We start from the raw sequence: 17,936 nt of genomic DNA, 5'->3' as shown, positions 1-17,936 counted from the left end.
TGTTGGCGAATGCCAATCGTTTGCACCTGGACGGAGATCATCTGGCGGACCGCGGAGCGGGCGGCGAAGTAGGGCCTACTCGCGTTTGGCCCGGCTCGCGCCCCGCAGGCCCGCCTGTTGCTGGATCGTGTCCAGCACGCCGTTGGACTGTTCCTCCGTCACGAAGCGGTTGAGCAGGGGAAGCGCGTCCTCGCGCCCCCGGGGGATCGCGATCGCCATGTGCTCCAAGCCCCAATTGCCGTCGAGGATTTTCGCGCCCGGCATCTGGTTGGACATCTCGAACAGCGTCGGCTTGTTGGTGGCGTAAAGGTCGATCTCGCCGCGCCCGAACATGGCGATGGCGACCTTGACGCTTTCGGCGGGGACGATGGTCGCGTTCTTGAACTTCGTCGGCAGCGTGCGCTCGGAGGTCGAGCCTTTTGTGACGCCGATCTTCACACCCGGCTTGTCGATATCCTCGACCTTGCCGATCTGTGAATTCGCGGGGACGAGAAAGCCGAGTTCGATCGCCAGCACGGGCTGCGTGAACGTGACCTCGTTCGCGCGCGCCGGCGTGGCATTGGTCACGGTGAAGTCGACCTGGCCGTCGTGAATTGCGGCGACGATGTCAGCGACGCGCTCGAACCTGACATAGTCCACGCCGATGCCGAGCCGTTTCGCCAGCTCGCCGCCGAGATCGTAGGCGAGGCCGTGCGGCTTGCCGGCCGAATCTGTCACCATCGAGGTCGGGCTGCCCGGATAGATGCCGACCCGCAAGGTGCCGCTTGGCGCCAGGAGCTTTGCTTCGCCATCGGCCTTCGCGAACGAGGCGGAGAGGCCGACGGTGGCAAACGCGAGCAGGGCGGCGAGCGCACCGTGCCTCCAGGAAGATATCCTCATCTGACGATCCCGCCTTACTGCGCGCGGATGTTGGCGGCTTTCAGCACCGGCTCCCATTTGGTCGCCTCGGCGTGCATGTAGGCGTCGAAATCCTTGGCGGAGGAGCCGACCGGAGCGGCGCCGATCTTGCCGAGCGTCGACAGCACGCTGGGGTCTTGCAGCGCGGCCTTGAGGTCGGTCTCGAGCTTGGACACGATCTCCGCCGGCATTTTGGCCGGCCCAAGAACGCCCCACCAGACCGAAACATCGTAGCCTGATACGCCGGCCTCGGCGATGGTCGGAACATCCGGCAGCGCCTTGGAGCGTTCGGCGGAGGTCACCGCGAGCGCGCGCACCGGGCCGCCCTCGAGCTGGCCGATGGCTTCCGCCAGCGGGTTGATGCTGAACGGGATCTCACCGGCGATGACAGCGGTCAGTGCCGGCGCGCCGCCCTTGTAGGGGATCGCGACGATCCTGGTGCCGGACATGTGTTTGAGCAGCTCGCCGGCGAGATGTGCGGACGTGCCGTTGCCGGACATGCCGTAGGAGAGCTTGTCCGGCTCCTTCTTCGCCGCAGCCAGGAGATCGCCGAGCGTCTTGTAGGGGCTGTCCTTCGCCACCACGATCGCGAGCGGCGAGGAGGCGACTTCGGTGATCGCGGTGAAATCCTTGAACGTGTCGTAGGGCACGCTCGGATAGATGAACTGGTTGAGCGGATGGCCGCTCGCGACCAGGATCAGCGTGTAGCCGTCCGGCGCGGCCTGCGTCAGCGCCTGCGAGGCGACGATGCCGCCGGCGCCCGGACGGTTGTCGATCACCGGCTGCTGGCCCCAGGTCTTGGCCAGCGCCTGGCCGAGCGTACGCGCGAGCACGTCGACGGCGCCGCCCGCCGCGTAGGGCACGAGGATATGGACCGGCTTGCTCGGGTAATTGTCGGCGGCCTGTGCGGTGCCGCCCAGCAGCAGGCCGGCACCCAGCATCAAACCGCCGATTGTCTTGTTCAAACCCAGCATTCCCAGCACTCCTAGAGGGCGTTTGCGCGCGTATGGCGGTCTCGAAGCCGTCCGGACGCTGCCCATGGTTTTTGTTGACGAGACCTGATCTTTTGTACGATAGTACAAATCACATGGTACGCAAGCCCACCAGCAAGGAAACGGCCCGCAAGCCGAACATGCGCGAGGCGATCCTCGCCGCGGCCGAGGAGCTGTTCGCCACCAACGGCTTCAATGCCGTGTCGGTGCGCGATATCGCACAGGCCGCCGGGGCCAATCCCGGCAGCGTGACCTATCATTTCAAGACCAAGGACGGCCTGCTGCTGGAGATCTACCGGCGCCATTGCGGGCCGATGAATCTGCGTCGCTCCGAGCTGCTCGCCGCCGCCAAGCGCGTGCGCGATCTCCAGGATCGGCTTGAGGCGGTGGTGCGCGCCTATGTGGTGCCGGCTTTCACCTCGGGCAGCGACCTCGCCGGGGGCGGGGCGCGCTTCACGCGGCTGCGCGCCGTGATGTCCGCCGAAGGCAACGAGGTCGCGCGAAAGATCATCGCGCAGACCTTTGACGATACCAGCCACGCCTTCATCGACGCGGTCCACGAGAGCCTGCCGCATATTCCGCGCACCGATATCGTCTGGCGCAGCCACTTCCTGCTCGGCGCGCTCTATTACTCGCTGGTGACGCCGGACCGTGTCTCGCGCCTGTCGCGCGGCGAGGCCGACGGCAGCGATGCCGCCAGCGCCATCGAGCAATTGGTGCAGGCCACCGTCGCCGCGTTCCAGGCCCCGGCGCTCGATCAGGCCGCGCCGGTACGGCGGCGGCCGGTCGTCAGCAGCAAGACCTGAAAGAAGCGAGCTCGCTCGGCGGTTCAAGTGATGACGATGATGTACACGCCGACCATTCCGCCGCCCGATCCGAACACGCGCACGCCGAAGTTCAAGCTGCCAAAGCTGTCCTGCGACGCGCATTGCCACATCTTCGGGCCCGGCGCGAAATACCCCTATGCGCCTGACCGTTCCTACACCCCGCCGGATTCGCCGCTGGAGGATTTCGGTGCGCTGCATGCCAAGCTCGGCGTCGAGCGCGCGGTCATCGTCAATGCCAGCGTGCACGGCACCGACAATACGGTCGCGCTCGATGCGATCGCGCAGAGCAATGGTGCCTACCGCGCGGTCGCCAATATCGACGACACCATCACCGAACGCGGGCTTCACATTCTGCACGAGGGCGGTTTTCGCGGCTGCCGCTTTAATTTCGTCCGCCATCTCGGCGGTGTCCCCGACAAGAGCGTGTTCAACCGCATCATCGCGATGGTCGCGCCGCTCGGCTGGCACATCGACCTGCATTTCGATGCGATCGACCTGCCTGAATATGCGGACATGCTGACAAGGCTGCCGCTGAGCTACACCATCGACCACATGGGGCGGGTGAAGGCCTCCGAGGGGCTCGACCAGCTGCCGTTCAAGATTTTGATCGAGCTGATGCAGCGCGACGAAAAATGCTGGGTGAAGATCTGCGGCTCGGAGCGGGTGTCCTCGGCCGGTCCGCCGTTTACGGATGCCGTGCCGTTCGCGCGAAAGATCGTCGAGACCGCGCCCGACCGCGTCATCTGGGGCACCGACTGGCCGCATCCCAACGTCAAGGTGATGCCGAATGACGGCGACCTCGTCGACCTGATCCCGCTGTTCGCGCCGGAGCCGGAGTTCCAGCAGAAGATCCTGGTCGACAACCCCGCGCGCCTGTTCGGGTTCGACGAATGACCGCGATGGCGATCGACAAGCCGCGCAGCCGCGCCTGGTGGAAGGAGCTCTGGATCCAGGTGCTCATCGCCATGGCGGCCGGCATCGCGCTTGGGATCGTCAACCCCGAGGCGGGTGCCAAGATGCAGCCACTCGGCGATGCCTTCATCAAGGCGATCCGGATGCTGATCGCGCCGATCATCTTCTGCACGGTCGTGCACGGCATCGCGCATATGGCCGACATGGCACGGGTCGGGCGCGTCGCGGTGAAGGCGATCGTCTATTTCGAGGTCATGACCACGATTGCGCTGATCATCGGTCTCATCGCGGTCAATCTGCTCAAGCCCGGAATCGGCATGAACATCGATCCCGCCAGCATCAATGCCAGCGCGATCGAGCCCTATGTCAAGCAGACTGGTGCGATCGGCTTCGTGCCGTTCCTGATGAACATCGTGCCCGCCACGTTCATCGGCGCGTTTGCCGAGGGCAACATCCTCCAGGTGCTGTTTATCTCCGTGCTGTGCGGCTTCGCACTGGTGCAGCTCGGCGAGCGCGCCGCGCCCCTGGTGCATCTGATCGACATCGTCGCCAAGATGGTGTTCGCCGTCGTCGGCTTCGTGATGTGGGCGGCGCCGATCGGCGCGTTCGGCGCCATCGCCTTCACGGTCGGCAAGTTCGGCGTCGGCTCGCTGGCCTCGCTCGGCAAACTGCTGGGCGGCTTTTATCTCACTTGCGTGATCTTCATCGTCGTGGCGCTTGGGCCCGTCGCCCGGCTGTGCGGTTTCTCGCTCGTCAAGCTGATCCGCTACATCTGGGAAGAGCTGCTGATCTGCATCGCCACGACCTCGTCCGAGACGGTGCTGCCGCGGATGCTGACCAAGCTGGAGAAGGCGGGCTGCGAGAAGAGCGTGGTCGGCCTCGTGATCCCGACCGGCTATTCCTTCAATCTCGACGGCACTTGCCTTTACCTCGCCGCGGCCTCGGTGTTCCTGGCGCAGGCGACTAACACGCCGTTCGGGTTTGCCGAGCAGATCGAGCTGCTGCTGATCCTGCTGGTGACCTCCAAGGGCGCGGCGGGGATCGCCGGTGCCGCCTTCGTCGTGCTGGCGGCGACGTTGTCGGCGACCGGCACCATTCCGGTGACGAGCGTTGCGCTGGTGCTCGGCATCCATCGCCTGATGTCGCAGGGGCTGACGCCGACCAATCTGATCGGGAACGCGGTTGCCACGATTGCGATTGCCAAATGGGAGGGCGCGCTCGACGGCGAGCGCCTGAGGCGCGTGCTCGACGGCGAGGAACCCGCTGTCGCGGCCTGATGAATTGGCTGCCTGCATAAAGCAGGGGAGCCTATGATGCTTACGAATGAGAGAGGGGAGTTTGTCCCATGAAAACAGGTCTCGTGATCACGGCCCATCCCGGCGACTTCGTCTGGCGCGCCGGCGGCGCTATCGCGCTGCATGCGAAGAAGGGCTATCGCATGAAGATCGTCTGCATGTCCTTTGGCGAGCGCGGCGAGAGCCAGTTCGCCTGGAAGGAGAAGGGCGCGACGCTGGAATCGGTCAAGGCTGGTCGCAAGGACGAGGCGGAGCGGGCGGCCAAGCTGCTCGGCGCGGAGATCGAGTTCTTCGACTGCGGCGACTATCCGCTGAAGCTCACCGAGGCGCATTTCGATCGCATGGTCGACATCTACCGCGAGCTCAATCCGAGCTTCGTGCTGACGCACGCGCTGGAAGACCCCTATAATTTCGACCATCCGAACGCGGCGCATTTCGCGCAGGAGACCCGCGTGGTCGCGCAGGCGATGGGCCACAAGCCCGGCACGCAGTACAAGTACTCGGCGCCGCCGGTGTTCCTGTTCGAGCCGCACCAGCCGGAGCAGTGCAACTACAAGCCGGATCTGCTGCTCAAGATCGACGAGGTCTGGAAGGAGAAGTACGAGGCGTTCCAGATCCTCGCCGCACAGAAGCATCTCTGGGGCTATTACGAGCGCGTCGCGCTCAACCGCGGGATCCAGGGCAGCCGCAACACCGGCGTGCCCATGACCTATGGCGAGGCCTATCAGCGTCTGTTTCCGACGGTTGCAGAGGAGCTGGCATGAAGCCGGTCGTCGTTCGCAACATTGAGCGTGCCGATCCCGCCGGAATGGCGGAGTACGGCGTCTCGACCGTGCACGAGGCCTATGGCCGCATCGGCCTGATGAAGCCTTATCTGCGACCGGTCTGGCCCGGCGCGGCGATTGCCGGTCCCGCTGTCACCGTGCTGGCGCAGCCCGGCGACAACTGGATGATCCATGTCGCGGTCGAGCAGTGCAGGAAAGGCGACATTCTCGTCGTCGGCTGCACCACCGACAATACCGACGGCATGTTCGGCGAGCTGCTGGCCACGTCGCTGCAGGCGCGCGGCGTGCAGGGGCTGATCATCGATGCCGGTTGCCGCGACGTCAAAGCGCTGCACGAGATGAAGTTTCCGGTGTGGTCGCGCGCGGTCTCGGCCAAGGGCACGGTCAAGGCCACACTCGGCTCGGTCAACGTCCCCGTGGTCTGCGCCGGTGTCAACGTCGATCCCGGCGACATCATCGTCGCCGATGACGACGGCGTCGTGGTGGTGCGGAAGCGCTATGCCGCCGAAGTCGCCGAGAAGGCGAAGAAGCGCAACGCGGATGAAGGCGGCAAGCGCAAGCGGCTGGCCTCGGGCGAACTCGGCCTCGACATGTACAGCATGCGCGAAGCGCTGGCGAAAGCCGGGCTCGTCTATGTCGATAATCCCGAGGACGTCTGAGCGGGACAACAGAAGCGGAGCGGGCGGATGGATCGTCTCAAGCTGAAGGCCGTGCTCGGCAGTCATCCTCATGTCCAGGCGGTGAAGAACGGCGAGCTCCGTTCCGACCTTTTCGACCTCGACTTCATCGCGTACACGCCGACCAACACGGCGTTCAAGCCGATGGTGCGCGAGCAGGCGTTCGACGTCTGCGAGATGGCGATCGTCACCTATCTGATGGCGAAGGCCCACGGCAAGCCGCTGGTGCTGCTGCCGGCGACCATGCTCGGCCGCTTCCAGCATTCTTATGCGCTCTATAATCCGGAACGGGGAACGCTTGGGCCTGGCGATCTCGAAGGCAAGCGCGTCGGCATCCGCTCCTTCACGACGACGACGGGGGCCTGGATCAGGGGCATCCTCGCCAACGACTACGGCGTCAATCTCGACAAGATCCGCTGGGTCACCTTCGAGGACCCGCATGTCGCCGAATATGTCGACAGCACCGAGCGCGCGCCGAAGGACAAGAAGATCTTGCAGATGCTGATTGACGGCGAGCTCGATGCCGTCCTCGGCGAGACCTCTGACAATCCCGAGTTGAAGCCGCTATTCCCCGATCCGGCCGCGGAAGCGGCCAAATGGTACGCGCATCGCGGCGTCGTCCCGGTCAATCATCTCGTGGTCGTGACCGAGACGCTCGCGAAGTCGCGCCCCGATGTGGTTGCAGGCGTCTATGATCTGCTCAAGCGGAACAAGGAGCAGGTGGGACCTGCGGCGACGCCTGACCTCGTCCCGTTCGGGATCGAAGCCAACCGAAAACCGCTGGAGCTGATCGTCGACTACGCATTCCAGCAGGCGCTGATCCCGCGCCGCTATGCTGTCGAGGAGCTCTTCGACAGGACGACACGAGGGTTGAACTGATGTCAGATCCGAGACGATGGCAGGTCGGGCTGGTCGGCTACGGCGAGGTCGGCAGGATCCTGGCCGAAGATTTGCGCCAGCAGGACATCAAGGTTGCCGCCTATGACATCAAGCTCGGTGGCGAGCAGGATGCCGCGCTGAAGGAGCATGCAGCTAAATTCGGCGTTGGCTTTGCGGCTTCTCACGCCGAGCTGACCGCGACATCCGACTTCATCATCTCTGCGGTCACGGCAAGCCAGGCCGTTCCGGTCGCAAGGGCCTGCGCTGCCGCGATCAATCAGGGCACCTGGTTCCTCGATTTCAATTCGGCGTCTCCCGGTGCCAAGCAGCGTGCTGCCGCGCTGATCGACGGCGCCGCGGGGCGCTATGTCGAGGGCGCCGTGATGACCTCGGTGCCGCCGTATCGCATCAAGGTGCCGCTGCTGCTCGGCGGGCCCGGCGCGAAGGAGCTGGAGCCGCTGCTGAACGCGATCGGCTTTGCCGCGAAGGTCGTCAGCGACAAGCTCGGTGTGTCCTCCGCGGTGAAGATGTGCCGCAGCATCATGATCAAGGGCCTCGAGGCCATGGTCATCGAGAGTTTCACCACCGCGCGCGCCTATGGCGTGGAGGATGCCGTGCTGGCCTCGCTTGCGGAAACCTTTCCCGCGATCAATTGGGAGAAGCAGGGTGCCTATTTCTTCCAGCGCGTGATCGAGCACGGCCGTCGCCGTGCGGAGGAGGTGCGCGAGGTCGCCGAGACGGTGCGCGAGGCGGGGCTGACGCCGTGGTCGGCGCAGGGCACTGCCGAACGGCAGGCCTGGGTCGCTGATCTCGCCGACGAAGGGTTGTTCGGCACCAGGGGCACCGGGGAGTTTGCCCGCAGCGCCGACTGGCGCATCGAGGCCGACCGGATCCTGGCGAAGATCAATCGCACGAAGTAGGGCGACGCTGGCTCAGGACACTGCCGCGCGACAGCCCATGAGCTCGTCGCGGGCGCGTTCGATCAATTCCATCAGGCTTTCGGCCTTGCGGACCAGCCGATCGCTCGCAGCTTCAGTCCGGAATTCTGCGCGGATCGCCCGAATGCACTTGTCGGCGGTGTCGAGCGTCATGAGCGCGCGTGTCAGGTCATCCTGAGTCTGGACGTCAGCGAGATCGAGGTCCGACAGGACGTGCCCGATGCCGTCGAGTCGCTTCACGGCGATCTCGCTCGGTGTTCTCGCTCGAACGGAATGGCTGCTGAATGCGCTGAACATGTCCATGCTTCCCCGTAGAATGCAGACTTCAGTGCAGGCCCTACTATGACCGGCACCGCGGGACTTGCAATGCGCGCACCTATCGGGAATCGGAGAGAATCTACTATCCGGGATTCTACCGTATTCGGAATTTGGGAAAGCTTGGCGGTAACATCGAACGGAAAGCGGCCGGTCGTCAGCCGGATTTCCCTACCATCCTGCCGTTCGCGGCGACGAGTCTGCCGTCCTTGTAGACGGAGCGCCCTTGCGGCACCGCGACGACGGCCTCGGGAACGTGTTCCGCATTCAGCGCCACGAAATCGGCCTTCGCGCCGATTCGCAGCCCGTAGCCTTCGAGCCGGAGCGCCTTTGCGCCTGATGCGGTGACGACGTCGAATGCGGCGCGCAGTTCCTCGTCGATGTTGAAGCCGGAGCGATAACCGAGTGTCGTGGCCCGGCGCAGCATGTCGCCGTCGCCATAGGGCCACCAGGAATCGCGAATGTTGTCGTTGCCGCTGAAGACGGTTACGCCGGCGTTGCGCAGGGCGAGGATCGGCGGAAACGGCCGCGCGCCCGGCGCGTTGGTCATGATCGCGACGCCGGAGCGGGCGAGAACATCGGCGATCTTCTTGAGGTAATCTGGCGAGATGTCGCCGAGTCCGTATGCGTGACTGATTGCGACGCGTCCCTCCATGCCGAGCGCGCGCGTGCGCGCCGCGATCTGCTCGATCTCGAAGGCGCCCAATGTGCCCATGTCGTGCAGATGGATGTCGACATCGACGCCGTGCCTATTGGCGACGTCGAACACGACGTCGAGATGCCTTTCAACGTCGCGATCGAAGCTCGCGGGATCGAGCCCGCCGACGAGGTTGGCGCCAAGGCGGATGGCCTCGTCGAGCAGCTGCGGCGTGCCCGGGCTCGACAGGATTCCGCTCTGGGGAAAGGCGACGAGCTGGATGTCGATCAGGCCCTTGTACTCCTCGCGCACGCGCAGGATCGTCTCGAGCGATTTCAGGCCGACCGAGCCGTCCACCATGACATGGCTGCGCATCTGCGTCGTGCCGTGCCCGATACAGAGATCGAGCTGGTTGCGCGCCCGCACGTCCATCGGCGCGGCCTCGGCCATATTCTCGGCCTGGAAGGCGACGCGCTCATGCACGTTGAACCCGTCGGTGCATGGCTTGTGCGGACGCCAGGCGTCGCCATAGAAACTTGTGTCGAGATGGATGTGACCCTCGACAAAGCCGGGAACGACAAGGGCATCCTTGAGATCGATCGTCTCGGCACCGGCGGGTGGCTGGTCAACGGACGTGATCGCGGCGATACGGCCATCCTTGACCGCGATGTGATGTCGGGCGCCGCCGTCGAAGCGTGCGTTCAGGAAGAGTGTGTCGAAGGCCATCCGGTTCCTCCGTTGGACGATTTGCCGAGTGTTGCGCGGGCCGCGGAGCGGGCGCAAGGCGTGGGACGGCGAGAGCTGCTCAGCGTCCGGGGCTGAACAGAGTGGGCCGCGGCCGCTCAAAAGTTTGCCGGCCAGCCTTGAAGCCCATCATGACATCGGGGAGCTCGGCGATGGCGAAGCGGCTGTCCTGCGTGTCGAGCACGATGAGATCGGCGGGATTACCGACCTTGATGCCGTAATCGCCGAGGTTCATCAGCCGTGCCGGCAGTTCGGTCACGAGATCGAGGCAGATATCGAAGTCGCTCACGGAGGCATGGGCGACGTTGGCGTAGAAATTCGCCATCCGCAGCAGCGAGGCGTCGCCGAACGGCGTGAAGGGATTGAGCACGTTGTTGGTCGCGACCGAGCACAGCACGCCGTCGCCCGCGAGCTTGTGCGCGAGCGTCAGCCCGCGCGGCGCGTTGTGGGTGGCCTCGCGACCCATCAAATAGAGATCGGTCGCGGGCAGCACGGTGACGGCAACGCCGGCTTTCGCCAGCTGCGCGGTGGCGGCTTTCAGCCGCTCCGGGGGCAAGGCCGAGAGTTTCGTGGCATGGCCGATCGCGACGCGCCCCTGATAGTTGCGCCGCTCGGTCTGCCGGCAGACTTCGTCGAGGTGCCACCAGGACGGATCGAGGTCGAAATCGAGGTGGAGATCGACATCGACGTCGAAGTCCTGCGCGAGATCGAAGATGCGCGCGAGATGCGCGTTCGGGTCCGTGTCCATGTAGGGACAGCCGCCGATGGCCTCGCCGCCGTCGCGCAGCGCCTGGATCAGCAGCTCCTCGGCGCCGGGATCGTTGGTCAGGCCCTCCTGCGGGAAGACACAGAGTTCGAGGTCGATCGCCCAGGCGTAGTCGCGCTTGAGCGACTTGATCGCCTCGAAGCTGCGCAAGCCGATGCGCGGGTCGATCTCGACATGGGTACGCATGCGCGTCGTGCCGTGCACGATTGCCCGCTCCAGCACGCGAGCGCCGCGCGCGTAGACGTCCTCGACCGTAAAATCCTTCTTCATCCCGGCGACGGCGCGGATGGCCTCCGAGACGCTGCCGTGATTGTGCCCGCAGCGGCCCAGCAGGCAGGCTTTGTCGAGATGGATGTGGGTGTCGACGAAGCCGGGCAGGGCGAGGCGTCCGCCGACATCGACCTCGACCGCCTCGCAGGTCAGCCTTGGCTCGATCGCGGCGATGCGGCCGCCCTTCACGCCGATATCGACGGGTGCGGCGGATGATCGCAACAGTGCGTTGCGGAACATTAGGTCAAAGGCGGTCTGGGTGGTCATGGCGTCAGATTCGGGTGTGTTAGCCTAGCGGAAGCGGCGGGATCGGGCAGCTCCAGATTGTGTGCAGTTCCGCCGTCAAATTGTCCAATAAATATGCATGCAGTTTGAGGTACGAATTGTAGTATGCCGGCGTCTCCGGAGAACCCAACAAGAGAACCTAACATGTCCACCCCCGCAAAAGCCGAACGCCCGATGACCGACGCCGAGATTGTCGAGGCCTATTTGACGGCCTCGATGATACCCGATCCCGACGCTGCTGCGGCCTACATGAAGCCGGGCACGGTGATCACCTTCACAGGCGGACGCGAGTTCGACCATCCGCGCGGGCCGACCGGTTTCAACGCCAAGCGCTATCGCTGGGTCAAGAAGAAGATGGACCGGTTCGACGTCTGCTCCGGCGCGGACGAGACCGTCGTCTACAGCGTCGGCACGCTCTACGGCGAGTGGATGGACGGCACGCCATTCGAGGCCAATCGCTATGTCGATCGTTTCGTCGTGAGGGGCGGACAGATCGTGAAGATGGACGTCTGGAACGACAGCGCCGAGCGCATCCTGGTCCAGCGCGGGATCGAGGCTTAACCCCTTCGGGCGACCTTCGGTAGCTTGACGACGCGATCGCTCGTCACCTCGTCGGCATAGGGCGCGAGAATATCGAGCAAGTCGCGGCCGCGCTGCGGGGCAGGGGCGACCAGCGCGCGATTGGCCACGGAATCGAGGTGATGGTGCATCAATTCCATCACCTTGGCCTCGTCGCCCTTGGCGAGCGCGGCAATGATGGCGCGGTGCTCGTTGATGGCGCATTCGGTCGAATGCGGCCGGCTGTAGAGCGACAACGTCAGGCAGCAGCGATAGGCGACCTCGCTGACATAGCGCACCAGGATCGGGCTGTTCGTCATGTGCGCGAGCAGGATGTGGAATTCGGTGGCGAGCCGGATCGAAACCGCATCCGTGCCACCGCGCGCGCGGTCCTCGGCGTCGACATGGGCGTTCAGTTCGGCGATCTGGCTCTTGCTCAGCTTGCCCGCGAGCTGGCGGACCACCAGCCGTTCGAGCTCGATGCGGATGTCGAAGGCATCGCGCGCCTCCTGCCAGCTCGGCGTCGCCACCACCGCGATCCGGTTGCGGCGGAGCTCGACCAGGCCTTCGGCGGCGAGTTGGCCCAGCGCGTGGCGCGCAATGGTGCGGCTGACGCCAAAGCGCTCGCCGAGTGCATCCTCCGGCAGCTTCGCCCCGGGCTCCAGCGCCTGCTCGATGATCGCGCGCCGGAGCGCGCGGCAGATCACGCTGACCTTGTCCGACGATTCTGAAGTCTTGCTGCTTGCGCGCGCCGCCATCGGCGAATCCTTGGGAGTGGGATCGTCATCCCTCCTTTAGCACAGGGCGACGACAATCCATCGCTCCAATTGCATGCAGTTTGGGGCTCAAGCTGCCTAAATCGAATCCGGCCATCTGGCCCGGCGTTTCGCTAGCCCGTTGATTTCACGGAGGTAGGCGGCTGGCACTCAGCTTGCATGCACTTTTCCCGTGATGCGCATGCAACCTAATGACCAGTTTGACGGCCAGCCCGTCGCCGCGACCGCCATCGAGCTCTCGGACGCCTCCGTGACGTTCGGGCGCGGCGACCGGGCCGTGCCCGCTCTGTCGAAGACGACGCTCAAGATCGCCGACGGCGAGTTTGTCGCGCTGGTCGGCCCGTCTGGATGCGGCAAATCGACAATCTTACGTCTCGTCAGCGGGCTGGTGCAGCCGACCAGCGGCGTCGTCATCGTCGGTGGCCGCGAGGTCGTGGCGCGCGCGATGCGGGTGGGCATGGCGTTCCAGAACCCGACCATGCTGCCATGGATGACGATCGAGCGGAACATCATGCTGCCGCTGAAGATCGTCGAGCCGTTCCGCTCGAACTTCCGCAAGCTGCGCAAGAGCGAATTCCGCGACAAGGCCAACGCGCTGCTGGAGCAGGTCGGTCTCAAGGGATTTGGCAGCCGCTATCCCTGGCAGCTCTCCGGCGGCATGCTCCAGCGCGCCAATCTCTGTCGCGCGCTGATCCACGAGCCGCGCCTGCTGCTGCTCGATGAGCCCTTCGGCGCGCTCGACCAGTTCACCCGCGAGGAGCTGTGGGCGATCCTCCAGAACCTCTGGATGACGCATAAGCCGACCGTGCTGCTGGTGACGCACGATCTGCGCGAGGCCGGTTTTCTCGCCGGCCGCATCTGCGTGATGAGCGCGCGCCCCGGCCGCATCCTCGACGACAGCCGCGTCGAATTCGCCCGGCCGCGCACCGTGGCCATGACCTTCGAGCCGGATTTCGTCGCGCTGAACCAGAAGCTGCGCGCCTTCATCGAGGATGCGCGCAGCGCGGCTGAGCAGGGGACAGGCTGATGTTCGGGATCGATATCAGGCAGAAGGCGTGGTCGGCGGGGCTGATCGTGCTGTTCTTCGTCGCCTGGGAGCTGTTCTGTCTGATGACCGGCATGTCGGATTTGGTGCTGCCGCGGCCGTCGCAGGTGTTCGTGACCTTGTTCCAGCGCTTTCCGGTGCTGTGGCCGCATATCGTGCAGACGCTTGCGACGACGATGTTCGGCTTCGTGCTCGGTGTTGCGCTCGGTGTCGCCCTTGGCGCAATCATCGGCGTTTCCAAGACGGCTTATGACACCTGCTATTCGCTGCTGATCGGCTTCTCCTCGATCCCCAAGGTCGCGGTGGTGCCGATCTTCGTGCTGTGGTTCGGCTCGGGCACCGTGCCGGCGGTGCTGACTGCGCTGTCGATCTGCTTCTTCCCAATCGTGGTCAACATCGCGACCGGCCTTGCAACCACCGAGCCCGAACTCGAGGACGTGCTGAAGGCGCTCGGCGCTAGCAAGTTCGACATCCTCTGGAACGTCGGTCTGCCCAGAACCATGCCGTTCTTCTTTGCCTCGCTGAAGGTCGCGATCTCCTACGCGTTCGTCGGCGCGGTGCTGTCGGAAACCGTCGCCTCCAATCGCGGCATCGGCAACGTCATGATGACCGCGTCCTCCAATTTCAACGTGCCGCTGGTGTTCGCCGGCCTGTTCGTGCTCGCCGGTCTCGGCGTCGCGCTCTACGCCGTGTTCTCGCTGATCGAAGGCCGTGTCACCGGCTGGGCCACGCGCAAGAACGACGTGATCGCCACCTGATTTTTCACACCGTCACGCAATGAAGCTTGAGGAGGTCTCGATGTTGAGAAAAGTAACTGTTGCGCTGCTGGGATTGGCCCTGTCCGCGGGCGTCGCCACGGCCGAAGACACCACGATCAAGTTCACGCTGGGCTGGAAGACCCAAGGCAGTGACGCCGCCTTCTTCTACGCCAAGGACAATGGCTTCTTCAAGGAGGAGGGCCTCAACGTCGTGATCGACCAGGGCGAAGGCTCCGGCGCCACCGTCACGCGCGTCATGTCCGGTGCCTATGATGCCGGCTTCGGCGACGTCAACGCGATCATCCAGAACGCCTCGACCAAGCCGCAGGACGCGCCCGTCATGGTCTACATGATGTGGAACCAGCCGCCATTCGCGATCGTCGCCAAGAAGACCAGCGGCATCAACACCATCAAGGATTTCGAGGGCCATACGCTCGGCGGCGCGCAGGGCACGCCGACGACGCGCCTCTTGCCGGTGTTCACCCGCAAGAACGGGCTCGACGGCGAGAAGATCAAGATCTCCAACATGGCGCCGAACCTCCAGGAGCCGATGCTGATCAAGGGCGACATCGACGCCGCGCTCGTCTTCAACATCACCAGCTACTTCAACCTCGTGCTCAACCGCCAGGACCCGGACAAGGACTTCAAGTGGTTCTCGTTCGGTGAGTACGGCCTCGATCTCTATTCCAACGGCGTGATGGTCTCGAAGAAGCTGCTCGCCTCCAACCCGAAGGCGGTCGCCGGCCTCGTTCGCGCCATCAACAAGGGGGCGATCGCGGTGGCCAAGGACCAGAACGCCGGGATGAAGGCCGCGCTGAACTACGACAATCTGATCGACGTTGCCGTCGAGAAGCGCCGGCTGCAATACTCCTTTGAGAAGCTGATCGTGTCGCCGGAGATGAAGGAGATCGGCATCGGCGACATCAAGGACGACCGCATGACGCGGGCCATCGGCATCGTGGTCGAGGGCTACCAGCTCGCCCGCGCACCGACGCCGGCGGAGGTTTTCTCGCGCGAATTCCTGCCGCCGCGCGCGGAGCGGGAGCTGGTGTATACTGCCAACTAAACTTGGAGCGACGGTCATGGTCACGGAGATTTCGGCAGCCAGCCTGTTCCATGGCCCTGACCGCGGCGTCCGCGACAACGTCGTGCTGCGGCACGACGGCGGGGTCATCACCGGTATCTCTGAAGGGGCGGAGCCCGGTCCTCGCTCCTTCGTCGTTCCGGCCTTCGTCAACGCCCACGATCACGCCCGCGCCACCGCCTCGTCCTTCGGCGCGGTCGGTATGCCCCTGGAAAGCTGGATCCTGCGGACCGTGCTCGGCACGCCCGTCGATCCCTATCTGACCGCGGCGTCCGCGCTGGCCCGGTCAGCCAAGGCCGGCTGCGCGGCCATGATGGTGCATTACACTCGCCCGAGCGGGACGGTTCCTTTGCTCGATGAAGTCAAGGCTGTTGCGAGGGCTGCATCCGACGTCGGCATCCGCATCGCTTTTGCGATGGCCGTGCGCGACCAGAATCCGATCGTTTATGGCGACGCTGAACCGGTGCTTTCCAGCCTTTCGCGCGACGACCGCAAGACCATCGAGGAGCTGTTCGTCCGCGCGCCGATGTCGCCGAAGGCCTATATCGAGCTGACCGATGCCATTGCCGCCGCCATCGCCGGCCCGATGGTCGATGTGCAGCTCGGGCCTGCGGGCGTGCAATGGTGCTCCAAGCCGCTGCTGGAGGCGGTGGCCGAGAATTCGGCGCTGACCGGCCGCCGCATTCACATGCATCTGCTGGAGACCGTGTATCAGCGTGCCTGGGCCGACCAAAACTTTCCGGACATGGTGCGCTGGCTCCGCGACATCGGCTTCCTCTCGGAGCGGCTGACGCTGGCGCACTGCATCCACGCCCGTCCCGATGAGCTGGAGATGATCGCGGCCTCCGGCGCGCGCATCGTCACCAATTTCAGCTCGAACATGCATCTCCGCTCGGGGCTCGCCCCGATCGCCGCCGCGCACGCCTGCGGCTGCGCCATCGCGGTCGGCGTCGACGGGCTGGCGCTGGACGAGGACGACGACATCCTGCGCGAGATGCGGCTGGTGCAGATGGCCCATGGCGGCCTCGGCTTCAAGACGACATGGACGCCGGCCGAGATGTTCGCGCTCGCCATCCGCAACGGGCGCCGGGCGACCGGCGCGCCGGGGAGCGGCGAGCTCGTTGCGGGCAACCCCGCCGACTACGTCGTGATCGATCTCGACCGGCTCGATCGCGACCGGATCATGCCCGTCGATCCCATGGCGCTGCTGTTCGCGCGCGGCAACGCATCGTTGGTCAAAGAGGTCGTCGTTGCCGGCAAGACGATCGTCAGGGACGGGGTCTGCGCCGGCGTTGATCTGCCGGCCATCGAACAGGAGTTGCGGACGATGTACCGCGCAAATGTCGGCAAGCTCGCCGGCTTCCAACGGACCTGGCTGCCTCTGTCGGAGCGGCTGGGCGGCTGGTTCGAACAGCAGCTAACCTGTCAGTAGCGCGCCCGAGGCTCCCTTCGACCAGGTTGTATATAAAAGCGCGATAGCTGGTAGACGCTGCCTCTTCTGGCGGCTGGCGGACGTCTGGGCTATTAGCTCCGCGATAGCGTCTCGACACGAGTCGATGACCCCCTTTTAGGAGCCCCCGATGCGTCTTCCCACCGTTCTCCTGGCCGTCACATGTCTTGCGGGCACAGCTTCAGCCGAAGACCTGTCGGGCACGCTCCAGAAGGTCAAGGAGACCAAGAAGATCACGCTCGGCTATCAGGAGGCCTCGGTCCCGTTCAGCTATCTGGACGGAAACCAGAAGCCGGTCGGCTTCGCCATGGACATCTGCCTCAAGATCGTGGACGCCGTGAAGAAGCAGCTCGGCATGCCCGACATCGCCGTCGACACTCTCGCAGTGACGTCGTCGAACCGCATCCCGCTGATGGTCAACGGGACGCTCGACTTGCATTGCTCGGCGACCACTAACAATGCCGACCGCCAGAAGCAGGTCGCCTTCACCAATACACACTTCCTCAGCGCGACGCGGTTTGCCGCCAAGAAGGCCGCAAAGATCAACACCATCGACGATCTCAAGGGCAAGGCCGTCACGGCGGTAGCGGGGTCGGTCAACCTGACGCAGCTCGCCAAGGTCAACACCGAACGCAACCTCGGCATCAATGTGATGCCGGCCAAGGACCAGGCCGAGGCCTTCCTGCTGCTGGAGACAGATCGCGCCCAGGCCTACGCGCTCGATGACGTCCAGCTCGCGGTCGCGATCGCACGATCCAAGGAGCCGGCGCTGTTCATGATCAGCGAGGAAGCGTTCTCGAAACCGGAGCCCTACGGGATCATGCTGCGGCGGGAGGACGCGCCGTTCAAGGCACTCGCCGATCGCGCCACGGCAGAGCTCTATGCGAGCCCGGAGATCGAGGTCCTCTACAAGAGGTGGCTGGAATCGCCGACGCCGCCGAACGGCCTCAACTACAACGTTCCGATGTCGGCGGCCCTGCGCAACGCCTTCAAGAAGCCGAGCTCGAGCTTCGATCCTGATGTCTACGTGGTGAACTGAGGCGAGG

19 protein-coding genes are annotated in these 17,936 nt (G+C 64.7%); 13 read left to right on the top strand and 6 right to left on the bottom strand.

Annotated features, from left to right (window positions below):
* Positions 1-75 precede the first annotated feature (75 nt).
* Both A3M7_RS0106650 and A3M7_RS0106645 read right to left on the bottom strand, forming a co-directional pair.
* A complete protein-coding gene (locus A3M7_RS0106650) occupies positions 76-879 on the bottom strand; it encodes an ABC transporter substrate-binding protein (RefSeq protein ID WP_027543225.1) in 804 nt (267 codons plus the stop codon).
* A 14-nt stretch (positions 880-893) separates the two neighbouring features.
* Positions 894-1,871 carry a tripartite tricarboxylate transporter substrate binding protein gene (locus tag A3M7_RS0106645; protein WP_027543224.1) on the bottom strand — a complete coding sequence of 326 codons (978 nt, stop codon included), beginning with the start codon at positions 1,869-1,871 and terminating at the stop codon, positions 894-896.
* A gap of 113 nt (positions 1,872-1,984) precedes the next feature.
* Here A3M7_RS0106645 and A3M7_RS0106640 point away from each other — a divergent pair, with 113 nt between their 5' ends.
* The 7 genes from A3M7_RS0106640 (at position 1,985) to A3M7_RS0106610 (ending at position 8,184) form a co-directional block, all read left to right on the top strand.
* Entirely contained in the window at positions 1,985-2,695 is a 711-nt protein-coding gene (locus A3M7_RS0106640; protein WP_027543223.1) for a TetR/AcrR family transcriptional regulator, read from the top strand.
* A gap of 30 nt (positions 2,696-2,725) precedes the next feature.
* Positions 2,726-3,610 (top strand): amidohydrolase, encoded by an 885-nt coding sequence (locus tag A3M7_RS0106635; RefSeq protein ID WP_027543222.1) that lies wholly within the window; start codon positions 2,726-2,728, stop codon positions 3,608-3,610.
* A complete protein-coding gene (dctA, locus tag A3M7_RS0106630) occupies positions 3,607-4,905 on the top strand; it encodes a C4-dicarboxylate transporter DctA (RefSeq protein ID WP_027543221.1) in 1,299 nt (432 codons plus the stop codon). Before A3M7_RS0106635 ends, dctA begins: the two co-directional genes overlap by 4 nt.
* A 68-nt stretch (positions 4,906-4,973) precedes the next feature.
* Positions 4,974-5,687: a PIG-L deacetylase family protein gene (locus A3M7_RS0106625; protein ID WP_027543220.1), complete on the top strand. Its 714-nt coding sequence runs from the start codon at positions 4,974-4,976 to the stop codon at positions 5,685-5,687.
* On the top strand, positions 5,684-6,367 hold the full coding sequence (locus tag A3M7_RS0106620; protein ID WP_027543219.1) for a 4-carboxy-4-hydroxy-2-oxoadipate aldolase/oxaloacetate decarboxylase: 684 nt from the start codon (positions 5,684-5,686) through the stop codon (positions 6,365-6,367). Before A3M7_RS0106625 ends, A3M7_RS0106620 begins: the two co-directional genes overlap by 4 nt.
* A gap of 27 nt (positions 6,368-6,394) precedes the next feature.
* A complete protein-coding gene (locus A3M7_RS0106615) occupies positions 6,395-7,264 on the top strand; it encodes a hypothetical protein (protein WP_027543218.1) in 870 nt (289 codons plus the stop codon).
* Positions 7,261-8,184 carry a DUF1932 domain-containing protein gene (locus tag A3M7_RS0106610; RefSeq protein WP_027543217.1) on the top strand — a complete coding sequence of 308 codons (924 nt, stop codon included), beginning with the start codon at positions 7,261-7,263 and terminating at the stop codon, positions 8,182-8,184. The genes A3M7_RS0106615 and A3M7_RS0106610 overlap by 4 nt, the downstream gene beginning before the upstream one ends.
* 12 nt (positions 8,185-8,196) lie before the next feature.
* Here A3M7_RS0106610 and A3M7_RS0106605 read toward each other — a convergent pair whose 3' ends face one another.
* The 3 genes from A3M7_RS0106605 to A3M7_RS0106595 form a co-directional block, all read right to left on the bottom strand.
* Complete coding sequence (locus A3M7_RS0106605; protein WP_027543216.1) at positions 8,197-8,499, bottom strand: hypothetical protein; 303 nt, start codon at positions 8,497-8,499, stop codon at positions 8,197-8,199.
* 175 nt (positions 8,500-8,674) lie between these two features.
* Positions 8,675-9,880 (bottom strand): amidohydrolase family protein, encoded by a 1,206-nt coding sequence (locus A3M7_RS0106600; RefSeq protein WP_027543215.1) that lies wholly within the window; start codon positions 9,878-9,880, stop codon positions 8,675-8,677.
* Positions 9,881-9,959: 79 nt separating this feature from the next.
* A complete protein-coding gene (locus tag A3M7_RS0106595; protein WP_027543214.1) occupies positions 9,960-11,201 on the bottom strand; it encodes an amidohydrolase family protein in 1,242 nt (413 codons plus the stop codon).
* A 162-nt stretch (positions 11,202-11,363) separates the two neighbouring features.
* Here A3M7_RS0106595 and A3M7_RS0106590 point away from each other — a divergent pair, with 162 nt between their 5' ends.
* Positions 11,364-11,780 (top strand): hypothetical protein, encoded by a 417-nt coding sequence (locus tag A3M7_RS0106590; protein WP_027543213.1) that lies wholly within the window; start codon positions 11,364-11,366, stop codon positions 11,778-11,780.
* Here the strand turns inward: A3M7_RS0106590 and A3M7_RS0106585 are convergent.
* A complete protein-coding gene (locus A3M7_RS0106585) occupies positions 11,777-12,535 on the bottom strand; it encodes a GntR family transcriptional regulator (protein WP_027543212.1) in 759 nt (252 codons plus the stop codon). The genes A3M7_RS0106590 and A3M7_RS0106585 overlap by 4 nt on opposite strands.
* A 193-nt stretch (positions 12,536-12,728) precedes the next feature.
* Here A3M7_RS0106585 and A3M7_RS0106580 point away from each other — a divergent pair, with 193 nt between their 5' ends.
* The 5 genes from A3M7_RS0106580 (at position 12,729) to A3M7_RS0106560 (ending at position 17,929) form a co-directional block, all read left to right on the top strand.
* A complete protein-coding gene (locus A3M7_RS0106580; RefSeq protein ID WP_027543211.1) occupies positions 12,729-13,580 on the top strand; it encodes an ABC transporter ATP-binding protein in 852 nt (283 codons plus the stop codon).
* The gene (locus tag A3M7_RS0106575; RefSeq protein WP_027543210.1) at positions 13,580-14,356 is read left to right on the top strand and encodes an ABC transporter permease; all 777 of its coding nucleotides are present in this window, start codon (positions 13,580-13,582) and stop codon (positions 14,354-14,356) included. The genes A3M7_RS0106580 and A3M7_RS0106575 overlap by 1 nt, the downstream gene beginning before the upstream one ends.
* Positions 14,357-14,396: 40 nt before the next feature.
* Entirely contained in the window at positions 14,397-15,422 is a 1,026-nt protein-coding gene (locus A3M7_RS0106570; protein WP_027543209.1) for an ABC transporter substrate-binding protein, read from the top strand.
* Between the two features lie 16 nt (positions 15,423-15,438).
* Positions 15,439-16,872, top strand: coding sequence for an amidohydrolase family protein (locus A3M7_RS0106565; protein ID WP_027543208.1), 1,434 nt, complete (start codon positions 15,439-15,441; stop codon positions 16,870-16,872).
* A 148-nt stretch (positions 16,873-17,020) separates the two neighbouring features.
* Entirely contained in the window at positions 17,021-17,929 is a 909-nt protein-coding gene (locus tag A3M7_RS0106560) for an amino acid ABC transporter substrate-binding protein (protein WP_027543207.1), read from the top strand.
* Positions 17,930-17,936: the final 7 nt, after the last annotated feature.

The organism is Bradyrhizobium sp. WSM2254, from assembly GCF_000472645.1.
GTDB classification, from domain to species: Bacteria; Pseudomonadota; Alphaproteobacteria; order Rhizobiales; family Xanthobacteraceae; genus Bradyrhizobium; species Bradyrhizobium niftali.
Note: the sequence above shows the minus strand (reverse complement) of the source record. Positions and strands in the feature narration are given on the sequence as shown.

What these genes read in the sequence shown, in the direction of transcription:
- A3M7_RS0106560 (WP_027543207.1), top strand. Translation starts at nt 17,021, where the DNA reads ATGCGTCTTCCCACCGTTCTCCTGGCCGTCACATGTCTTGCGGGCACA.
- A3M7_RS0106620 (WP_027543219.1), top strand. Translation starts at nt 5,684, where the DNA reads ATGAAGCCGGTCGTCGTTCGCAACATTGAGCGTGCCGATCCCGCCGGA.
- A3M7_RS0106565 (WP_027543208.1), top strand. Translation starts at nt 15,439, where the DNA reads ATGGTCACGGAGATTTCGGCAGCCAGCCTGTTCCATGGCCCTGACCGC.
- A3M7_RS0106575 (WP_027543210.1), top strand. Translation starts at nt 13,580, where the DNA reads ATGTTCGGGATCGATATCAGGCAGAAGGCGTGGTCGGCGGGGCTGATC.
- A3M7_RS0106645 (WP_027543224.1), bottom strand. Translation starts at nt 1,871, where the DNA reads ATGCTGGGTTTGAACAAGACAATCGGCGGTTTGATGCTGGGTGCCGGC.
- A3M7_RS0106600 (WP_027543215.1), bottom strand. Translation starts at nt 9,880, where the DNA reads ATGGCCTTCGACACACTCTTCCTGAACGCACGCTTCGACGGCGGCGCC.
- A3M7_RS0106625 (WP_027543220.1), top strand. Translation starts at nt 4,974, where the DNA reads ATGAAAACAGGTCTCGTGATCACGGCCCATCCCGGCGACTTCGTCTGG.
- A3M7_RS0106650 (WP_027543225.1), bottom strand. Translation starts at nt 879, where the DNA reads ATGAGGATATCTTCCTGGAGGCACGGTGCGCTCGCCGCCCTGCTCGCG.
- A3M7_RS0106635 (WP_027543222.1), top strand. Translation starts at nt 2,726, where the DNA reads ATGACGATGATGTACACGCCGACCATTCCGCCGCCCGATCCGAACACG.
- A3M7_RS0106605 (WP_027543216.1), bottom strand. Translation starts at nt 8,499, where the DNA reads ATGTTCAGCGCATTCAGCAGCCATTCCGTTCGAGCGAGAACACCGAGC.
- A3M7_RS0106585 (WP_027543212.1), bottom strand. Translation starts at nt 12,535, where the DNA reads ATGGCGGCGCGCGCAAGCAGCAAGACTTCAGAATCGTCGGACAAGGTC.
- A3M7_RS0106570 (WP_027543209.1), top strand. Translation starts at nt 14,397, where the DNA reads ATGTTGAGAAAAGTAACTGTTGCGCTGCTGGGATTGGCCCTGTCCGCG.
- A3M7_RS0106595 (WP_027543214.1), bottom strand. Translation starts at nt 11,201, where the DNA reads ATGACCACCCAGACCGCCTTTGACCTAATGTTCCGCAACGCACTGTTG.
- A3M7_RS0106615 (WP_027543218.1), top strand. Translation starts at nt 6,395, where the DNA reads ATGGATCGTCTCAAGCTGAAGGCCGTGCTCGGCAGTCATCCTCATGTC.
- A3M7_RS0106580 (WP_027543211.1), top strand. Translation starts at nt 12,729, where the DNA reads ATGCGCATGCAACCTAATGACCAGTTTGACGGCCAGCCCGTCGCCGCG.
- dctA (WP_027543221.1), top strand. Translation starts at nt 3,607, where the DNA reads ATGACCGCGATGGCGATCGACAAGCCGCGCAGCCGCGCCTGGTGGAAG.
- A3M7_RS0106640 (WP_027543223.1), top strand. Translation starts at nt 1,985, where the DNA reads ATGGTACGCAAGCCCACCAGCAAGGAAACGGCCCGCAAGCCGAACATG.
- A3M7_RS0106590 (WP_027543213.1), top strand. Translation starts at nt 11,364, where the DNA reads ATGTCCACCCCCGCAAAAGCCGAACGCCCGATGACCGACGCCGAGATT.